Origin of the sequence: Lysinibacter sp. HNR (assembly GCF_029760935.1) — a bacterium.
Lineage (GTDB): Bacteria > Actinomycetota > Actinomycetes > Actinomycetales > Microbacteriaceae > HNR.
On sequence record NZ_CP121684.1, the window covers coordinates 459,712 to 477,727 of the forward strand.

At 58.2% G+C, this 18,016-nt stretch carries 19 protein-coding genes; 6 read left to right on the forward strand and 13 right to left on the reverse strand.

The annotated features are described in order from the left end of the window. The first annotated feature begins 246 nt into the window (after positions 1 to 246). Entirely contained in the window at positions 247 to 1,281 is a 1,035-nt protein-coding gene (locus tag FrondiHNR_RS02035; protein ID WP_279353583.1) for a LacI family DNA-binding transcriptional regulator, read from the forward strand. Positions 1,282 to 1,330: 49 nt separating this feature from the next. On the opposite strand, the gene FrondiHNR_RS02040 is transcribed toward FrondiHNR_RS02035, so the two are convergent. From FrondiHNR_RS02040 to FrondiHNR_RS02075, 8 genes are all read right to left on the reverse strand, one after another. After that, positions 1,331 to 2,158 carry an RNA methyltransferase gene (locus tag FrondiHNR_RS02040; protein WP_279353584.1) on the reverse strand — a complete coding sequence of 276 codons (828 nt, stop codon included), beginning with the start codon at positions 2,156 to 2,158 and terminating at the stop codon, positions 1,331 to 1,333. Between the two features lie 30 nt (positions 2,159 to 2,188). Then, on the reverse strand, positions 2,189 to 2,890 hold the full coding sequence (purQ, locus tag FrondiHNR_RS02045) for a phosphoribosylformylglycinamidine synthase subunit PurQ (protein WP_279353585.1): 702 nt from the start codon (positions 2,888 to 2,890) through the stop codon (positions 2,189 to 2,191). Continuing rightward, complete coding sequence (purS, locus tag FrondiHNR_RS02050) at positions 2,890 to 3,156, reverse strand: phosphoribosylformylglycinamidine synthase subunit PurS (RefSeq protein WP_279353586.1); 267 nt, start codon at positions 3,154 to 3,156, stop codon at positions 2,890 to 2,892. The genes purQ and purS overlap by 1 nt, the downstream gene beginning before the upstream one ends. Before the next feature lie 79 nt (positions 3,157 to 3,235). Beyond that, positions 3,236 to 4,462, reverse strand: coding sequence for a hypothetical protein (locus FrondiHNR_RS02055; protein WP_279353587.1), 1,227 nt, complete (start codon positions 4,460 to 4,462; stop codon positions 3,236 to 3,238). 217 nt (positions 4,463 to 4,679) lie between these two features. Continuing rightward, positions 4,680 to 5,510 (reverse strand): heme ABC transporter ATP-binding protein, encoded by an 831-nt coding sequence (locus FrondiHNR_RS02060; protein ID WP_279353588.1) that lies wholly within the window; start codon positions 5,508 to 5,510, stop codon positions 4,680 to 4,682. Next, entirely contained in the window at positions 5,507 to 6,535 is a 1,029-nt protein-coding gene (locus FrondiHNR_RS02065; RefSeq protein ID WP_279353589.1) for an iron ABC transporter permease, read from the reverse strand. Before FrondiHNR_RS02065 ends, FrondiHNR_RS02060 begins: the two co-directional genes overlap by 4 nt. A gap of 47 nt (positions 6,536 to 6,582) precedes the next feature. Continuing rightward, positions 6,583 to 7,413 carry a VOC family protein gene (locus tag FrondiHNR_RS02070; protein ID WP_279354449.1) on the reverse strand — a complete coding sequence of 277 codons (831 nt, stop codon included), beginning with the start codon at positions 7,411 to 7,413 and terminating at the stop codon, positions 6,583 to 6,585. Positions 7,414 to 7,571: 158 nt separating this feature from the next. Then, on the reverse strand, positions 7,572 to 8,450 hold the full coding sequence (locus tag FrondiHNR_RS02075) for a phosphoribosylaminoimidazolesuccinocarboxamide synthase (RefSeq protein ID WP_279353590.1): 879 nt from the start codon (positions 8,448 to 8,450) through the stop codon (positions 7,572 to 7,574). Between the two features lie 96 nt (positions 8,451 to 8,546). On the opposite strand from FrondiHNR_RS02075, the gene FrondiHNR_RS02080 reads away from it, so the two are divergent. Continuing rightward, a complete protein-coding gene (locus FrondiHNR_RS02080; RefSeq protein WP_279353591.1) occupies positions 8,547 to 9,101 on the forward strand; it encodes an SRPBCC domain-containing protein in 555 nt (184 codons plus the stop codon). A gap of 47 nt (positions 9,102 to 9,148) precedes the next feature. Here the strand turns inward: FrondiHNR_RS02080 and FrondiHNR_RS02085 are convergent, their stop codons facing one another. Next, the gene (locus FrondiHNR_RS02085; protein WP_279353592.1) at positions 9,149 to 10,369 is read right to left on the reverse strand and encodes a hypothetical protein; all 1,221 of its coding nucleotides are present in this window, start codon (positions 10,367 to 10,369) and stop codon (positions 9,149 to 9,151) included. A 205-nt stretch (positions 10,370 to 10,574) separates the two neighbouring features. Continuing rightward, complete coding sequence (gene purD / locus FrondiHNR_RS02090; RefSeq protein WP_279353593.1) at positions 10,575 to 11,819, reverse strand: phosphoribosylamine--glycine ligase; 1,245 nt, start codon at positions 11,817 to 11,819, stop codon at positions 10,575 to 10,577. Positions 11,820 to 11,905: 86 nt separating this feature from the next. Here purD and FrondiHNR_RS02095 point away from each other — a divergent pair, with 86 nt between their 5' ends. Next, entirely contained in the window at positions 11,906 to 12,280 is a 375-nt protein-coding gene (locus FrondiHNR_RS02095) for a sterol carrier family protein (RefSeq protein ID WP_279353594.1), read from the forward strand. Then, on the forward strand, positions 12,277 to 12,771 hold the full coding sequence (locus tag FrondiHNR_RS02100) for a hypothetical protein (protein ID WP_279353595.1): 495 nt from the start codon (positions 12,277 to 12,279) through the stop codon (positions 12,769 to 12,771). Before FrondiHNR_RS02095 ends, FrondiHNR_RS02100 begins: the two co-directional genes overlap by 4 nt. On the opposite strand, the gene FrondiHNR_RS02105 is transcribed toward FrondiHNR_RS02100, so the two are convergent. Both FrondiHNR_RS02105 and purF read right to left on the reverse strand, forming a co-directional pair. Then, entirely contained in the window at positions 12,768 to 13,817 is a 1,050-nt protein-coding gene (locus FrondiHNR_RS02105) for an aldose 1-epimerase family protein (protein WP_279353596.1), read from the reverse strand. The genes FrondiHNR_RS02100 and FrondiHNR_RS02105 overlap by 4 nt on opposite strands. An 11-nt stretch (positions 13,818 to 13,828) precedes the next feature. Further along, complete coding sequence (gene purF, locus FrondiHNR_RS02110) at positions 13,829 to 15,289, reverse strand: amidophosphoribosyltransferase (protein ID WP_279353597.1); 1,461 nt, start codon at positions 15,287 to 15,289, stop codon at positions 13,829 to 13,831. A gap of 185 nt (positions 15,290 to 15,474) precedes the next feature. Between purF and purM the strand changes: the two genes are divergently transcribed. Then, positions 15,475 to 16,581 (forward strand): phosphoribosylformylglycinamidine cyclo-ligase, encoded by a 1,107-nt coding sequence (purM, locus tag FrondiHNR_RS02115; RefSeq protein WP_279353598.1) that lies wholly within the window; start codon positions 15,475 to 15,477, stop codon positions 16,579 to 16,581. Positions 16,582 to 16,914: 333 nt separating this feature from the next. On the opposite strand, the gene FrondiHNR_RS02120 is transcribed toward purM, so the two are convergent. Then, complete coding sequence (locus FrondiHNR_RS02120; RefSeq protein ID WP_279353599.1) at positions 16,915 to 17,106, reverse strand: DUF3073 domain-containing protein; 192 nt, start codon at positions 17,104 to 17,106, stop codon at positions 16,915 to 16,917. A gap of 213 nt (positions 17,107 to 17,319) precedes the next feature. Between FrondiHNR_RS02120 and FrondiHNR_RS02125 the strand changes: the two genes are divergently transcribed. Next, positions 17,320 to 17,961 (forward strand): hypothetical protein, encoded by a 642-nt coding sequence (locus FrondiHNR_RS02125; protein ID WP_279353600.1) that lies wholly within the window; start codon positions 17,320 to 17,322, stop codon positions 17,959 to 17,961. The last annotated feature ends 55 nt before the right edge of the window (positions 17,962 to 18,016 follow it).

An 18,016-nucleotide genomic window follows, 5' to 3' on the forward strand; every position in this document is an offset into this window, starting at 1 on the left:
ATAGAAAACGATATCGATATCGTTTTCTATTCTGATTTTTGATAACGCTATCACGCATTTGTAAAAGGACACAAACGGTTGTACAGCTTTGACGCTCCCACCCTCCCGCAAAACGTTCGAAATGTGGGCTGCAGTACTGACTCTGTTAGCAACAGCGCGGCTCTATAACGTCCTGCTAATTCAGAATTGTGGGGATATCCTCGCTATACACAAATGTAGGAGACGCATCCTAGTAGTATGGGCATCATGTCCGGGCCTAGCGATCAACCTCATTCTCCGGGGCGTGTAACGATCGGTGATGTTGCTCGTCTAGCTGGGGTTTCTATACCAACCGTCTCCAAGGCGATTAACGGGCGTTACGGCGTGGCTCCGGCCACGCTCAAGCGTGTGTTGTCTGTTGTCGATGAGCTTGGTTACGAAACCTCTATTGTGGCAAGCAGTCTGCGTCGGCAGCGCACCAATGTTCTGGGGATACTGGTTGCCGAGTTTGAACCGTTCTCGGTAGAGCTTCTCAAGGGCGCGTCTACGGCTTCCTCCGAAAAAGGGTATGAGCTATTGGCCTACTCGAGCCTGTCGAGAGGAAAATCCGCTATCGGATGGGAGCGACGTTCCCTCTCCCGTTTGGCAGGGACCCTCATCGACGGGGCAATCATCGTTACTCCAACGGTGCTCGCGCCCATAGAGTCGATACCCGTTGTGATGATTGACCCGCACACGGGCCAAGAGGGATCCGCAACGATTAATTCCGATAGTTTTGGTGGCGCGCAAATTGCCACTCAACACCTTATTGACCTGGGGCACCGCAATATTGCTCATATCCGTGGCAGAGGTGACCTCATCTCCGCACGGTTACGCGAGGACGGCTACCGAGATGCTCTCCTGAGGGCGGGCTTGCAGCCTCGTCCCGAAAACGTTCGCGACGGGGGATATCAATTCCGACAGAGCGCGCAGGCCACGCAAGAGCTGCTGACACTCACAGATCGTCCCACCGCCATATTTGCCGCTAACGATATGTCAGCACTCGGAGCTATGAGTGCTGCGCAGGAGTTGGGCCTGACCGTCCCCCGGGATCTGTCTATTGTGGGTTTTGACGATATTCCTGAGGCTAGAAGCTCAACACCCCCGCTCACGACCCTGGTTCAGCCGCTCCAAGAGATTGGAGTTCGTGCAGTTCATATGCTGAGCGATTTGCTTGAGGGAGAGGATCCCCCTCAACCAACCTATCTCTCTGCCCGGTTAGTTGTGCGAGGAAGCACTGCGCCACCGCCGGATCTTTATTGAGGTGGTACCGGTGAGTTATGTGTGCACGAGTGTGAATATTTTCCCGTGATTAAGTACCCAGTGCCCAGATAGCCACTGCGCTGGCCGCCGCCACGTTGAGCGAGTCTATGCCGTGCCGCATGGGAATCTGCACAACCGAGTCCGCCGCGCCTATGGCCTCGTCGGTCAGACCGCTTCCCTCGGCACCGAGTACCAGGGCAACCCGGCGCGTGACCCCCGCCCGGGTCAGGGCCTCCTGCTCCGCCGAAAAATCGCGCAGGCTCACCGCGTCCTCCGTGAGGGCCAGGGCCGCTACATGGAAACCCGTCTCTGCGAGTAGCGCCCGCCCGCTGCCCCACTCGGGGAAACGGGTCCAGGGAACCTGGAGAACTGTTCCCATGCTCACACGAATGGAGCGACGATAAAACGGATCGGAGCATCGCTGCGTCACCAAGACGGCATCCGCCCCGATCGCCCCCACGGAGCGAAAGATAGCCCCCACATTGGTGGGATCTGCCACATTCTCAATCACCACAACCAGCCGTGCGCCGGCAAGAATATCCCGTGGGTCGGGCAGTGGTGGCCGGTGAAATGAAGCGATCAGACCGCGATGCAGTTCGTAACCGGTAAGTTCCGCCAGGAGCTCACCCGGGCCGGTAAAGATGGGTACCTCGGGGTGGTGCGCCAGGAGCCGTTCCGCCTCACGGGTTGACCCTCCGAGCGATAATACGGCCCGAGGAAGATGGCCCGCGTGAAGTGCCCGCTCCATGACGAGCGCCGACTCCGCAATGTAGATCCCGTGCCTCGTCTTTTGGTCGTGTTTCAACGCGACATCGGTGCGATGAGCAAAGTCGGTGAGCCGGGCATCTGAGAGCTCCGTGATGGGAACGATATTCACGCGTAATCTCGATACGTGAAGATGAAAGCGTTAGACCGCGGCGAGCGCGCGAAGGGCGCTTGTAAAGAAGCGCAGCCCGTCAACGCCGGAGCGCATGGCTTGCGGGGTATCCGGGCCGAATCCTGGTTCAACCGCGTGCTCGGGGTGGGGCATGAGACCCACCACATTACCGCGCTCATTGGTGAGGCCCGCGATATCGTTGAGGGAGCCGTTGGGGTTGAGCCCCGCGTAGCGGAATGCTACCAGACCCTCGCCCTCAACCCGCTTGAGCGTTTCGGCGTCGGCAATATAGCCTCCGTCGCCGTTTTTGAGCGGGATAATGATTTCTTCGCCGACCGAAAAGTCGTTTGTCCAGGATGTTGAGGTGTTCTCAACGGTGAGGGCCTGGTCGCGGCGAATAAACTGCTGGTGGTTGTTGCGGATGAGACCGCCGGGAAGCAGGTGCGCCTCAACCAGCATCTGAAAACCGTTGCAGATGCCGAGCACGGGCATGCCTCGCCCGGCCGCATCAATAATCTCGCGCATGATGGGGGAGAACGCGGCGATGGCCCCGGCGCGCAGATAATCACCGTAGCTGAATCCACCGGGTAGCACGACGGCGTCAACGTTCCGGAGATCGTGGTCGCCGTGCCAGAGCTCCACTGCCTCGGCGCCCGCCAGGTGGATGGCGCGCTGCGCATCCTGCTCATCGAGCGAGCCGGGGAAAGTAACAACACCGATTGTGAACGACACTATGCGCGCTCCCCGTCGGTGTTCTCTACGGTGATGTTCACAACATCTTCAATGATGGAGTTTGACAAGATATTGCGGGCGATATCGCGCACCTGTGCTTGTAGCTCGTCGGTGAGGTCACCCTCGATCGTAAGCTCGAAGCGCTTTCCGATGCGCACCTCGCTGATTTCGCTTTTGCCGAGTCGAGCGAGCGCACCCCCCACCGCCTTTCCCTGGGGGTCGAGCAGTTCGGCCTTGGGCATGACATCAACAACAATCTTGGGCATGAAACTATCTTAGCGGCTGAGCCAGAGAGGACTGCACCCACTGCGGTGCTCGGAACGGCACCACTCGGGGTATCATCGCCTAGATCGATTGAGGGTCTTTGGGGGTGGGTGAAACGGGGTGGGGTGCCCGTATCATCGTGCACAGTTTGACTATGGGCCACACCAGCAGAACAACAAGAAGAACGTTGCGTACGGTGAGAAGAGTCACAGCATAGAACTCTCCCGCCACAAGCGGCATGTAAAAAATGGGAAAGATCAGGGTGGTGAGCAGAGCGATAACGGCGGTGATTATGGCGGGAAAACGCCAGAATTGCACGCTGTAAACCAGACCAACCGCGATCACGGGGGTGACCCACAGCACGTATTGCGGCGATCCCACCTTGTTAAAAACGAAGAACGCCGTCACCATTCCGAGCGCTCCCACCAGGATGAGCGGGGTGCGGTCACTCTGCTTCCGCAGGGCCAGGAGCATCAGCACGAGGATCGCCCCGATGGCGGCAAACATGATGGGGTTCATCAGGGCCGAGACCAGCTCGGTTCCCGGGCCGCTCACCTCGCGGGTTGAGATCTCATGGTTGAAGTAGCTCCGTATCTGAGGAACGCCGAGTGAGTAGAGCCATACCCAGGGGGTAGTAATCGGCGCTTCGAGCTGGAGTGCACGATCCGTTTGCATGGTGGCGAAACTGGTGAGGTTGGCAGCCCCGCCGGCCAGGATGACGATTATCGAGATGAGGCCGGAGAGCGCAGCCCCCGCCGCGATAATGGCGATTCTTTTCTTGGCGGCCGTTACCACGGCGAGCATGACCGCCGCCGGCCACACCTTGATCCAGGTGGCAAGTGTGAGAACCAGGCTTGCCACGACGGGGCGCCGCGCCAGGATGATCAGACCCAGCACAACTATGGGCGAGGTGATTCCCTCCAGCCGCAGTAGGGCTACCGGGCTGAGTAGAACGTTGAGGAGCAGGAACCACCAGGCGGCCGTGAAGCCCTCTTTGTTGTGTCCTTTATTTGTCAGGGCGAGTACGCCCACCCCGTTCAGAACGGTTGTCATCACGAACCAGAGTGCGAGATAGAGGTGTGAGCCGAGGAGCTGTGCCCCGACGATAGGAATCAACGCTCCCGCCGGGTAGACCCAGGGGACGTCGATTCCCTGCCAGTGATTGTTATTGAGGGCCTGTTCCGCCCACCAGCGGTAGAGCGGGAGGTCGCCGAGCGTGTTACCGGTAATAATTGTGGGGAGCAGGGCTGCCAGAAAAACGACATGGATGATCACAAATCCAATGATGAGCGCTCGCGTGTTCAGCAATTGCTGACTCGCTCGGGAAGAAAATGTGCCCGGGGTGGTTGGTATTTGGGAGATCTTGGGAGATTTTGTGTGGGTGTCTATGAGTATGCCTTTGCAATCTGGTGCTGCGGTTCATTTTAGAGGGATTGGCTGAAGTTTGGAAGGCTAGGCACTCTGTAGCTGGTTAATATATTTGGCATCGCTTTGTGTGAAAAAACTCAGCAAGATCTTCTGAACCTCAGTGACGCAGGGGTTGTATGATGAGTTGTCCACTCACCGGATGGGGGAAAACCTCAACGGGATGGTGGTAAACGCTGGTGATCCGCTCGGCTGTGAGAACCTGCTCGGGGGTACCCGTAGCAACCACTTTTCCCTCGCTCAGGAGGGTTATCGTGTCGGCATAGGCTGCCGCAAGTCCCAGGTCGTGAAGAACCACCACCACGGCATCCCCTCGGCGTGCTCTTTCTGCCGCCAGGGTGAGAACATCTTCCTGGTGTTTAAGGTCGAGGGCGGCCGTTGGCTCATCGAGGAGCAGGATGCCCGTCCTGCCTGCAATAACGCGGGCAAACGCTGTGCGGGCTCTCTCTCCTCCCGAGAGCGACGGCACCTGTCTGCTGCGAAGATGCGTGATGTCGGTGGCCGCAATGGCGGAGGTTATGGCGTCCTTGTCATCGTTGTCGCGTGATGTTCCCTGCCAGGGTGCTCGACCCATTTCCACCACCTCCTCCACCGTAAAGGGGAAGAAAACCCCGTTGTCCTGGAGAAGAACACCGCGGCGGCGGGCAAGCTGTTTGAGTGTCCAGTCCGACAGAGGTATACCGGTTATGGTGATGTGTCCGGTGGTGATGTGGTTGTCTCCCGTGAGCGCACCAAGGAGGGTTGATTTTCCCGCGCCGTTGGGGCCGATGAGGGCCAAAATCTCACCCGCTCGAACCGTGAGATCGACGTTGCTAATGAGGTTGCGACCCGCCGTGTGCACGGTGATGTTGTGGGCCTCAACGGCCGCCTCACCCGGCGTGAGGGGTGCGGGTATGGGCGGGTGCGCGTGGTTTTTGCGGGGAATCATCATGCCCAGCCTCCCGATTTCTTGCGGGTGCGTCGGAGGAGCCAGAAGAAGAACGGGCCGCCCACGAGTGCGGTGAGCATGCCGATGGGAAGGTCGGCATTGGCCACGGCGGTGCGGGCCACAAGATCCGCCGCAAGAAGCAGCACTGCCCCGCCGACCAGGCTGGAAAAGAGTAGGGGACGGTGTGCCGGGCCGAGGATCATCCGCATCAGATGGGGAACTACCAGTCCAACAAAGCTGATGATGCCGGAGAAGGCGACCGCCGCGCAGACCAGAAGCGCAACAACAACGATGACACACATGCGCAGCAGCTCCACGTTAACCCCGAGGTGCCTGGCGGTGCGCTCGCCGAGCGAGAGGAGGTCGAGTCTGCGGGCCACAAAAGCGGCCACGAGGAGTCCCACGATCACGAGGGGAAGAACGATGACCACCTGATCCCAGCGCGAGCCGTTGAGGCTGCCTAATTGCCAGAACACAATTTGTTCGCGTGATGCGGAATCGCCCAGGAAGGTGAAGAGCGCAAGTCCCGCCCCGGCAAAGGCATTCACCGCAATACCGGTGAGGATGAGCGTGACCACCTCGGTTTTACCGTTTGCTCGGCTCATCAGGTACACCAGTAGTGTGGCAAAGAGCCCCGTGACAAACGCGGTGGCCGCGATGGTCCAGTTGCCCCAGAAAGTCCACCCAAAGACTATCGTGGCGGCTGCCCCCAGGGCTGCACCCGAGGAGATACCCACTACGCCGGGCTCCGCTAGAGGGTTGCCAAAGATGGCCTGCATGAGTAGACCCGCCGTGGCCAGGGCGGCCCCCACCAGGATGGCCATGATGATGCGGGGAAAACGCACTGTCCACAGCGCAAGTTCTGCGGTTTCGCTGGCAGGAAGCGGGCCGAGGGGGATGCCGATCCGGTGCATCACCGAGCCAAAGACCTCGGAGGGGCTAATGTTGAGCTGGCCCGCGCTGGCCGATACCAAGATGAGCACGACAAGCGCAGCGATAAGACCCAGGTTGAGAAGGGAACGGCGCACCCGACCAGCTTAGCGAACTAAACTGCTCAGGTTAGCCATACCTATCCCTAATAATCCACTCGGATGCGGACCGTGTTCTGCCAGGGGTCGTTAAAGAGGAGCTCTTGACCGTCGTAGCGGGTGGCCACGCCGCGGTCGCGGAGGCGCTGTTCCAGGGCGGTAATGTCGTCGATGCGTGGGAGGCGAACCGACACCTCGCCGAGTCCCAGGGCGGGGGTGCGGTCTCCCGCCCCTCTGCTCTGCCAGGTATTCATCGCGAGATGGTGGTGATACCCGCCCGCCGCCACAAAGAGGGCCTGTGAGCCGTAGCGGGCGGTCGCCTCAAAGCCGACGGTGTGCACATAGAATTTCTCGGCGGTGCTGATATCTCCCACTTTGAGGTGCACATGCCCCACGCTGGCTGCCGTGTCGGCAACCGTTTCGCTTCCCTCTGCTGTGAGGTTTTCGCGGAGGAAGACATTGGGGTCGAGCCGGTTTGTAGCCATGGCAATTGCGCCATTTTCCCACGTCCACTCACTACGCGGGCGATCCCAGTAAAGCTCAACACCGTTGCCCTCGGGGTCATCAAAGTAGAGCGCCTTGCTCACGAGGTGGTCGCTGCTGCCCGTGAATGATGTGTCAAAGTTGCGCGCGACTGAGAAGACAGAGGAGGCAAGTTCCGATTGTTGCGGAAAGAGGAAGGCTGTGTGGAAAAGCCCGGCTGCGCTTGCGGGAGCGTGCTTGAGTGAGGGTTTATGCTCGAGGATCAGACTGGGGACTCCCTGCCTTCCCAGAGCTGCGCTTGAGGTTCCGTGCTCCAGAACCTGGAGGCCGATTCCGCGATGGTAGTAGTCGATCATGGTGTCGAGGTTCCCTACGGAGAGGGTAACCGCTCCCATTCTGGTGTTGGCTGCGAGCAGGTCGTCGGGAGCCTGTCCGCCGTGCGCACTGGGCGTGGTGGCATTGGACTGTGTTTGGTTGGACACGGTGCGCTCTCTTTCGGCAGGAGGAGAATTTGTCAGGGATGTGTCCAGGATAACTTAACTTGAAGCTTCAATCAATAGGTGATGAGTCTGGCGAGGAGCTCGCGGTATCGCTCCTCCGTCTGTTGCACGATTGTGTCGGGCAGTGGCGGAGCCTCACCAGTTCCATCCCAGTGCGTGCTGATCCAGTCACGCACGATCTGCTTATCGAAGCTGGCGAGCCGCTCTCGCAGAGTGGCCCCGCTGCGATAGGTTTCCGCATCCCAGTAGCGGCTGGAATCGCTTGTGAGTACCTCATCTCCGAGGGTGAGGATCCCGGTAGCGGGGTGTGCTCCAAATTCAAACTTGGTGTCGGCGAGTATGATCCCGCGCGAGTAGGCAAGCTCAGACGCCCGAGAAAAAATTGCGAGCGAACTATCGCGCAGGGCCGCGGCTACGTTCGGTCCCACCAGTTGCACACTCTGTTCAAAGCTAATGTTTTCATCGTGTGCACCGAGCGGAGCCTTGTAGGCCGGTGTGTAGATCGGCTCAGGGAGGCGGTCACCATCGGTCAGACCGGAGGGGAGCGGCACGCCGCATACACTCTGCGTCCGCTGGTACTCTGCCCAACCGCTACCCGTCAGGTACCCCCGAACCACGCACTCGATCGGGTACATATTGAGTTTGACGGTGACCATCGCACGGTCAGCCACCTCCTGCGGCGGAGCGGTGTCTCTGAGATGATTGGGAAAATCACTGAGCTGCCCAAACCACCAGCGAGAAAGTTCGGTGAGTAGGGAGCCCTTGTGGGGGATACCCGGTTCGAGAACCGTATCAAATGCGCTCACCCTGTCGCTCGCCACCACAAGCAGACTGTTATCGAGCGGGTTAACTGGTTCATAGAGATCGCGTACTTTTCCCGAGTAGATGTGCTTCCATCCGGGAATGGCAGGGGTGCTGTTGGGGCTGGTCACTCGACTATTCTCGCACTCAAACTGCGTAGTGGGTGCTTGTGGTACTAATCTGGATAGTAAGAACCTGTTCACTATCTAAGATGAGGAATCGCTATCATGTCTGTTGGCCCGGTTATCGCTCACACTGTGTTGTCGGCACCGCGTGAAACGGCGTGGCAATCCCTCGTGGACCCGCAAAATACAGAGATCTGGTGGCCTGACCTGACACTTGAAGCATCAATCGGCGGTGGCATCAGTGAGATCTGGGAAGAGGAAGACACAGTTCGTCACGCAACCGGCACGGTAGACATTATGATTGCGGGCCACTCGCTGGGGTTCACCTGGCAGGATGTTCAGGACAAATACCCCACGTCGGTGCTCATTGTTCTGCGCTCCGAAGGAGATAAAACGCGAATAACTGTTACCGAGACCGGTCTCGATATGCTCGAAGATGCTGCTCACCGCGCGTTGGAATACCAGGAGGTCTGGGGTTATCATCTCGAGGATCTGCGGGCGTTTGTTGCGGGCGAACTGGTAGGGGACGAGGAACAAGGTGAGGGTCAAGAAGACCTGAATGGTGCAGATGTTCAGGCTGACGCAGATGGCGAAGACCGGGACGAGGTCGACGCTGACACCGAAGAGGGCGATAGCTCGGCAGCCAAGGGCGTGTGAAGGGTGAGCGTGGGACCCCGTGAACGTTCATGGGGTCCCACGGACGCTCACTGGTGACGATGCACATCCGAGATATCGCGTAGGAGAGCCAAGCGTCCGTCTTGTTCCTGGCGAATCACAAGTGCCTCTCCTCGGTCTTCAACCGCAAGTATCCAGACGCCCGGAGAGGCAATGAACGCCACCTCACCCGTTGTCTCATCGTATGCCTCGCGAGCCGTGGGGACCGCGATCCAGAAGGCCTGAGTGCTCTCCGAGTCGCCCCGGGTAGTTTCCACCGGGGCACCACCGTGGATGTCTTGTGATGCAGAGTTCTGGGTTGCGGGGTCGTGGACACTCTGCGCCGTAGCCTCCTGGATTGCCTGTGACGTTGTATCCGCAGCTACGGGATGCGCTGTTGTGCTGTGCGTGATATCGGGTGTTTCACCATGACCAACCGGTGTTTCATAGCCGGTCTGTTGTGCATCGTAACCGCTCGGCTGCGTACCGTAGGAGGGCGTGTGGTGCGGTGCAGGTGTGTGATGCGGTGCAGCCGTTGCGAAGCGCGCTTGCGGGTGGGCAATGGACTCCGGTCGGGACGTGAACTCGCCGCGGAAAAATGGAAGAAAGTGTGCGCACGTGGTGAGAAAAACATAACCCAGGGAGAGGAGAAGCCCAATAACCAGGGAGGGGCCGGGGGCGAAGAGCGAACCAAATGTTGAATCGGTGTTGCGTATAAAGGAACCCATCTGGGCAATGAGGGTAAAGACCTCAGAGAGCCACATCCAGATGACGATGTATATCACGAGCGTGGCAATTGAGACCACGGACGCATACTGATCAATAGAGAGCGAACCCACTCTCCACTTTATGTGCGGGGCGAGGCGGCGCAGCAGAATGAGCACAGCCGCCGAGAGAGGAAGTAGTGCACAAAAAAGCACGAGTGTAAAACCAAACAGGGGGGTGGTCCAGAAATTAATCAGGGGCGAGTAGCTCTGCATGAAGGCGGTGATCACGAGCATGGGTAAAAATGAATTGATCAGGAAGAGTATGCCCAGGAGGAGCACCAGCGACTCGCGAAGGGTGAAGGGGCCCATCATCGCAGAAGGAACAGATGGTTTCTTAGGCTCGTGTGGCGCGGCGGTTGAGTGCTGAGTGTGAGTGTGCGTCCCAGCGTGTTCTGCCGAAGAGTTATGGCCGTGTAGATATGCCCCGTTCTGTTCGGGGGTAGGGCTGTTGGCGTGGCCCTCGTGTCCGACACCGTGTGCTTCGGAGGGGGTCTGTGCTGACATGACGATAGTGCCTTTCGGTTGTCAGATCGTAAGATTCCTGGATGCTTTTACTACTGTAATCCCTGAGGTTATGTAATCGACACTACAGGGGTACAAAAACTTGTGATTAAGAAATGGGACAGCGGTAGCATTCCACAGGTAACTGTGGGTTTGTTCTTAGCCGACTCATAGGTATAAAAGACCTATGAGTCGTTGAGAGGTTACCCTACATACGTTCCGCAATATCACGGCGGTAGTGTCCGCCCTCAAGGGTGATAAGACTCATGGCGTGATACGCGCGTTTGCGGGCCTCTGTAAAGTTTTCTCCGCGGGCAACCACACTCAGTACTCGGCCGCCGGTGGCGATCATCACGCCGTTGTCTTCTGCAGTAGCGGCGTATGCGAGTTGCACTCCGGGAACGGCGGCGGCATCGTCAAGTCCTCCGAGGGGGCGGCCTGTCATGGGAGCATCCGGGTAATTTTCGCTGGCAAGAACCACCGTTACAGCAACCTCCGAAGAGAACACGGGGGAGGGGATATCCTGAAGAGTGCCGGTGGCGGTGGCATAGAGAAGGGAGCTGAGTGGTGTGTCTAGTCGGGGAAGAACCACCTGAGTTTCGGGGTCGCCAAAGCGAGCGTTGAACTCGATCACGCGAACTCCGCTGTCTGTGACGATGAGGCCGCAGTAGAGCAGGCCCACAAAAGGTGTTCCCTCCGCCTCAAGCTGCCGGATTGTGGGTAGGGCAATGTTTGAGACCACCTCGTTGACAAACGTGTCTGATAACCACGGTAGGGGTGAGTACGCCCCCATCCCTCCCGTATTGGGTCCCGTGTCACCGTCTCCGAGGCGTTTGTAATCCTGGGCGGGGGAGAGGGGAAGCACATTGTGCCCGTCGGAGAGTACGAAGAGTGATACTTCCGGTCCCGCGAGAAATTCTTCAACAAGAACATCGCCCCGACCGGCCCAGTGTTGGACATGCGCGAGGGCAGCCTCACGATCCTCCGTCACCAACACCCCCTTACCGGCGGCTAGCCCGTCGGCCTTGACCACATAGGGTGCGCCAAACTCGTCTAGCGCGGAGGACGCGGAAGCCAGGTCAGCGACCACGCGGGCCCGGCCGGTGGGAATGCTTGCCGCCTCCATGATGCGCTTGGCAAAGCCCTTACTGCCCTCGAGGGCAGCGGCGGCCTTATCCGGACCAAAAACGGGAATACGTTTGCGACGAAGCAGGTCGGCAACACCCGCCACCAGGGGGGCTTCGGGGCCAACAATGACCAAATCCACCTCTTCTGCGAGTGCAAATTCCGTGACAATCTTGGGATTACTCGCGTCGAGGGCGATAACGGTGGTGTCCTGGGCTATACCGGCATTACCGGGAGCGCAGATGATATCGTGTCCCGCATCTTCCGCAAGAAGAGCAAGAACGATAGCGTGTTCACGGGCTCCTGGGCCAAGCACTAGAATCTTCACGGTGTCTAGCCTATTGGAATTAGCTCGGGGTATCCTCCCAGGGTCATTATTTTATTGATTGCACGGGGCCGCGTAGGCTTGCCGGTATGGCTCGCAGAAATATTTCGGATGCGGATGGGGCGGCAGCCCTCCGCGCTTTTCACGAGGGGAACACAACACCATCTCTCCTGGCAACCGCCGTGCGATGGACCCTGCAGACTCTTGCCATCACTGCCCCGGGTAACACCGTCGAGGTCAGGGTGCCACCCTATGCGGCGGTACAGTGTATCGAGGGGCCCCGGCACACGAGGGGAACCCCGCCCAACGTTGTGGAAACAGACGCGGAGACGTGGTTGAGCCTGTGGCTAGGTGAACTTTCATGGACTTCCGCGCTCGTCGATGCTCGGGTGCGTGCCTCCGGGCAGCGCGCGGATCTCTCTGCGCACCTTCCCGGACAAAACCCTGAAAGAATAGAAGAATGACAGTTCCGAACCCGCATGATTCTGACGGCCTCTCTCGGGAAGCCCAAACCGGGGATAGCGAGTTTTCCTCCGAGGACCTTCCTGCGAGGGTAGAGAGCTCGGAGGAGCACGTCACAATTCGTCGTACGGTGCGGTATGTGCGGTTGATGGTGACGGGAGGAGTTGTCGGTGTGGTCATCGGCTGCACCGTGACGCTTCTTTTTCCCGTGGGTGAGGATTACACCCTAGCTCAGATTCTGGGTTTCACCGCCCTACTATCTGGCACCATTGGGTTTGCGGTCGGTGCCCTTATCGCCCTGATACTGGCTCGTGTGGTGCGCAAGAGCGAAGGGGAAGCAACGGTGATGCGGGTCATTACCCACACCGCCCCCTCGGAAGAGACCGCGACTGCCCCCGCCGTTTCGTTCCCGGATTCCTCGGGTCCCTCTTCTACTGTCCCCGAGACCCCCTCGAATCCTTCGACCGGACCTACTACCCCGCCCGTCGATTAGAAATTTGCCTCTAGCGCGTCTATCGTCCAGGAGGCCGGTGCTGATTCCCCGGGCTGTAACACTATGAGGTTTGTTCCGGAGTTGTAGGCATCGGGTGGGCAGGTCATCGGTTCGACGGCCAGCCCGATTCGGTCTGCGGGGGTTCCCGGGCGATCTGACGTATAGATGTGAACCCAGGGGCACTCCTGCCCCAGGATGAGCCGCACTCCGGTTCCCTGTGGGGCCCTGGCAACAACGGTCGTGTGCGCGTGCGAGTCCCGAGCAAGTTCAGTAAAAGCGTGGTCTATTTGTGTTGATCCGATATTTCGAGAGTGCCGAAAATCGAAGTATCCCTCACGAGCGGAGGACACTTCCTCAACTCCTGCGGGGATCAAACGCTCTCCCACCACGGTGAGTATGCGCGAGGCGGGCAGGGTGAGTTCCCACTCGTCTAGCCTTCCCGAGCCAGCGATGAGGTAGGGGTGGGCTCCGAGACCCCAGGGGGCCTCGGTATCACCAAGGTTGGTTCCCACGACTGTGGTGTGCAGGCCCGCAGTATCAACCGTGTATGTTGCCCGCACCTTCACCCGGTGAGGATAACCCGTTTGAGCAACGATCTCGGCCTCCAGGGTGACTGAGGAGTGTGATTGATCAACCACTGTAAAGTCGAGCCATGCCGCGAGACCGTGCAGTGCGTGCCGTCGAGCGGGTTCGGTGAGTGCCAGTTGTTGCGTTTGCCCGTTAAATGCGTATGCGCCATCAATCACGCGGTTAGGCCAGGGTGCAAGCAGGGCTCCGCGATAGGCGGGACGTACCTCGTCAGCCGCAAAGGGAACTATCAGGTCGCGGCCCGCGCTGTTATCGGGGGGTAAGTTCTCGTGAGGGCTTGAGTCGTGTCTGAGCTCCGTACCGTGCTGGGAACTTACGGTTTTTCTGAGGTATTGAAGACTGCGTAGTGTTGCGCCAATGCTTGCAATAGTGGCGGTGTAATCACCTCCGGAGATGGTGATGTTATGACCGGACACAGATACCGGCGATGATGTGGATGCTGAACTTGACGCGGGCATGTGATTACTCATTAGCTTTGTTGGTGGGTCTCGACCCAGCCGAGGTATTCTTCCGTGATATTCCCCGCCAGGTATTCTCCTGTGAAGCAGCTGGTTTCTAACTGCTTCACTCGGGTCTGTCCTTCAAGGATAGCCTTGGTCATATCTTCGACCTCCTGGTAGATGAGATGATCGCTGCCCATCTCCCGATTGATCTCGGGTATTTTGCGGCCGTGTGCGATCAGTTCGTATCGTGAGGGCATATTGATGCCATACACGTGAGGGTATCGCACGGGAGGCGCCGCCGAGGCAAAAGTAACTTTATTGGCCCCCGCCGCGCGCGCCATCTCGATAATCTCTTTTGAGGTGGTTCCACGCACAATCGAATCATCCACAATAAGCACGTTCTTCCCCGCGAACTCAACCCCCATGGCGTTCAGTTTTTGCCGCACGGACTTTTTCCGCACGGCCTGCCCCGGCATGATAAAGGTGCGGCCAACGTAGCGGTTTTTAAAGAACCCTTCGCGGTAGTCCACACCGAGTTTTTGTGCCACCTGCATGGCCGAGGGTCTTGCGGAGTCGGGTATTGGCATGACCACATCGATGTCGCCGAGTGGCGCGTAGCTGGCAACGGTATCCGCCAGATAATTTCCTAGCCGCAGCCGCGCGTCGTACACCGAAATTCCGTCGAGGGTAGAGTCGGGGCGGGCCAGGTAAACATACTCAAACGCGCAGGGAATGAGGCGCGGGTTTGCCGCGCACTGGCGGGAGTACATTTCGCCACCCGCGCTGATATAGACGGCCTCCCCGGGCATCAGGTCGCGGACAATCTCGTATCCGCCGGATTCGAGCACCAGGGACTCGGAAGCGACGATGTAGTCTTCGCCGATCATTCCCCGCTGCTTTTTACCGAGAACAAGCGGGCGTATACCGTGCGGATCACGGAAGGCTAGTAGCCCGTGCCCGGCGATCAAAGCGATCACCGCGTAGGAACCCTCGATGCGCTTATGCACGTTCTCAACCGCCGTAAAAACCTCATCCGGGCCGAGGTCGAGTCCCGACACCTGGGATTGGAGTTCGGTGGCGAGAACGTTGAGAAGTAGTTCCGTATCGGAGTGGGTATTGAGGTGCCGACGGTCTATTCGGAAAAGGTCGTTGGTGAGTTCACGGGTATTGGTGAGATTACCGTTGTGAACGAGGATGATGCCGTAGGGGGCGTTCACGTAGAAAGGCTGGGCCTCTTCTTCGGAGGCGGCCTGCCCGGATGTTGCGTAGCGCACGTGCCCTAAGCCTAGATTACCGGTGAGGCTCCGCATATCGCGCGTGCGATACGCCTCACGCACCTGGCCTCGCGCTTTCACGAGGTTAAAAACGCTGCCGTTCGCGGTAGCGATTCCTGTGGAGTCTTGGCCCCTGTGTTGAAGCAGCAGGAGACTGTCGTAGATTTGTTGGTTGACGGGGTCTGCTGAAACGATGCCAACGATGCCGCACATATGTACAAGAACTCCTGAGGTTGGAGGGCTGGTTAGGCATCAATCATTGCATAGTTTTGAGGCGGAAATGTGCACAACGTGGTAATCAATGGCGGGTATTCAGCAAGCTTTCACCCCGAGGTTCGGGAGGCTCTGAGAAAGTTCCCGTTATCTTTCCCGTTTCTAATACTTGATAGTCTTGTCGGGTGACTGAGAACCCCTCAATTTATGCTCGAGCCGGTGTCGATACCGTGGCCGGTGATGTGGCCGTTGAACTGATGAAAGAGTCCGTAGCGCGAACGCATGGTTCGCAAGTTATGGGCGGCGTGGGGGGATTTGCTGGCCTGTTTGATGCGTCAGAGCTCAAAAACTACCGGAGACCCCTCCTTGCCACCTCAACAGACGGGGTGGGAACCAAGGTTGCGATTGCACAGGCAATCGATAAACACGACACCATCGGGCAGGATCTGGTTGCCATGGTGGTGGACGACATCGTGGTTGTGGGAGCAAAACCGCTCGTGATGACCGACTACATTGCCTGCGGCAGGGTGGTTCCTCAGCGCATCGCCGATATCGTGCGAGGTATTGCCCTGGCCTGTGAACAGACGGGGACCGCGCTGGTTGGTGGTGAAACTGCCGAGCATCCGGGCCTGTTGGGGGAGGATGATTACGATGTGGCTGGTGCCGCCGTGGGGGTTGTCGAAGCGGAGAAGCTTCTGGGACCGCAGCGAGTACAGCACGACGATGTGGTCATTGCTCTTGGTTCTTCGGGCCTGCACTCGAACGGCTTCTCACTGGTTCGTCAGATTCTTGCCAGCAATAATATCTCGTACACAGATCACTCCGACAGTCTGGGAGGTATCTACGGCGAGGTGTTACTGGAACCAACCCGCCTCTACACTGGGCCACTGCTCGATATTGTGAATGACCCTGTCCTGGGCTCGGGGGTTCACGCTATGAGTCACGTGACGGGTGGTGGCATTGCGGCTAACCTGGCCCGCGTTTTACCGGAGGGTTACTGGAGCGAGGTTGATCGCTCGTCATGGTCGCCGCTCCCGGTGTTTCAGCACCTGGCAAACCTGGGTAGGCACAAACTTGAGGATCTTGAGGGTGCCTGGAATCTTGGAGTTGGGATGTTTGTAATCACCTCTCCTCAGGTTGCAGAAGCCGTTATTAAGCGTCTGGAAGAGCGTGGTATCGCCTCCTGGAAAACGGGATCTGTTTCCCGCCTCACCCGTGACTTTGCGGGCTTTGAGCAGGGTGCAAAGGGTGTGAGCGGTGGTGCGGTGCGCCTCGTAGACTCCTACCGTTAGGGTGTTTCGAGTTCACGCCTCGGGAAGCAACCGCCCGATTAGTAGCCGTTGTGTGCTTGTCTCCGAAAATTAGTCCGGTCAAGCCTCGATTTGTTACCCGTATGTTTTGACCGGTAGGAAGCAGAAGCTTTTGGTATTGCGTGGGGAATAAATAAGATGCTTGGCCCTGTGCTGAGACCGGCCTGAGTTTCCCACTGCCGGGTGGGCCTTACGACGCTTCGAGAGGACACGAGTAAACATTAGTAGGGTCCCGCCCAGGTGGGGGAGGGACCCTACTAATGTTTCTACCGTGCTGAGGATTTCTCAGGCTGCTAACGAGCTGATGTTGTGCTCTTAGTCTTCATCGGTGTTGTATTTGTCGTTATTGTATTTATCGGCGTACTCAGCCCACGTCTCAGAGTCGTCTCCGCTGTTTTTTTTCGCGGTGAGTTCACGCTCTAGCTCAGAGTAGTTGGTATCCGGGCTAAAGTATTTGAGTTCGCGTGCGACCTTGGTGTGTTTCGCCTTTTGACGGCCACGACCCATGCGAGACCCCCTTATAGTGTCGGGCTTTGCGGGAAATGAGCCGCAAAGCAGTTATTGCCAATGAGGGACAAAATCAACTTACAGCCTATCATGAGCAAGGGCGGGTGAGCATCATAGCTTCCTGATTAGGGGCGTCGATTGTGTTTCACAGTGTCTTTCGTCCGGTCTCTCGTAGAATTGGTACGTCGGGTAATAAACAGGGAGGCTTTGTTCATGGCTCATAAGCGCCGTATCGCTCGGTGGTTTTTGTGGGCAATCATGGGGGTGGTTGCAGTGAGCCTTATCGTTGCCTCCGCCGTTATCATTCCCATTGTGACCCATGTGGACGCGGGGCCAGCCCAGCCTATTGAGCAGGAGGCGGAACGTCCTTTTACCGCCTCTGCTGTTGGTCCTGATGGGCGAACCCGCACGCTATCGGTTTTTCAATCCGATGGTGTCACCCCGGCGGATGTGGGCTCGTTAACTCCGGGGGACAGGCTTGTGGTGAGGGGCAGCGGGTTTGATTCCCAGCAGGGAATCTATGTTGCTCTGTGTAAGAACCCCGAGGATCAGAAGGTCACCCCTTCGCCCTGTCTGGGAGGAATTCCCGAGGACGCCACGGAGGAAAAATCGGAGGGTGACGCCCAAGAGTTTATTGAGTCAACGTGGATCACGGACAATTGGGCGTGGCGAGCATTTGCAACTAGAGGATTTGAAGATTCGAATTCGGGAACTTTTACCGCCTACCTTCGTGTTCCCGAGATGAGTGACGACTCGGTTGACTGCTCGGTCGATCAGTGTGCAATCGTGACCCGAAACGACCATACAGCGCTTTCTGATCGATCACAGGACGTGCTTCTCAACGTGTCTTACTAGGGTGTCGTCCCCTGAGGCTTGCTCCGAGACTGTGTGCGCAGGGGTGAGTTCGTGG

Bases quoted from the DNA above. Each gene is read 5' to 3' on its own strand.
- FrondiHNR_RS02035 (WP_279353583.1), top strand. From the start codon at position 247: ATGTCCGGGCCTAGCGATCAACCTCATTCTCCGGGGCGTGTAACGATC.
- purS (WP_279353586.1), bottom strand. From the start codon at position 3,156: ATGCCCAAGATTGTTGTTGATGTCATGCCCAAGGCCGAACTGCTCGAC.
- FrondiHNR_RS02060 (WP_279353588.1), bottom strand. From the start codon at position 5,510: ATGATGATTCCCCGCAAAAACCACGCGCACCCGCCCATACCCGCACCC.
- FrondiHNR_RS02070 (WP_279354449.1), bottom strand. From the start codon at position 7,413: ATGGGAGCGGTTACCCTCTCCGTAGGGAACCTCGACACCATGATCGAC.
- FrondiHNR_RS02080 (WP_279353591.1), top strand. From the start codon at position 8,547: ATGTCTGTTGGCCCGGTTATCGCTCACACTGTGTTGTCGGCACCGCGT.
- FrondiHNR_RS02085 (WP_279353592.1), bottom strand. From the start codon at position 10,369: ATGTCAGCACAGACCCCCTCCGAAGCACACGGTGTCGGACACGAGGGC.
- FrondiHNR_RS02095 (WP_279353594.1), top strand. From the start codon at position 11,906: ATGGCTCGCAGAAATATTTCGGATGCGGATGGGGCGGCAGCCCTCCGC.
- FrondiHNR_RS02100 (WP_279353595.1), top strand. From the start codon at position 12,277: ATGACAGTTCCGAACCCGCATGATTCTGACGGCCTCTCTCGGGAAGCC.
- FrondiHNR_RS02105 (WP_279353596.1), bottom strand. From the start codon at position 13,817: ATGCCCGCGTCAAGTTCAGCATCCACATCATCGCCGGTATCTGTGTCC.
- purF (WP_279353597.1), bottom strand. From the start codon at position 15,289: ATGTGCGGCATCGTTGGCATCGTTTCAGCAGACCCCGTCAACCAACAA.
- FrondiHNR_RS02120 (WP_279353599.1), bottom strand. From the start codon at position 17,106: ATGGGTCGTGGCCGTCAAAAGGCGAAACACACCAAGGTCGCACGCGAA.
- FrondiHNR_RS02125 (WP_279353600.1), top strand. From the start codon at position 17,320: ATGGCTCATAAGCGCCGTATCGCTCGGTGGTTTTTGTGGGCAATCATG.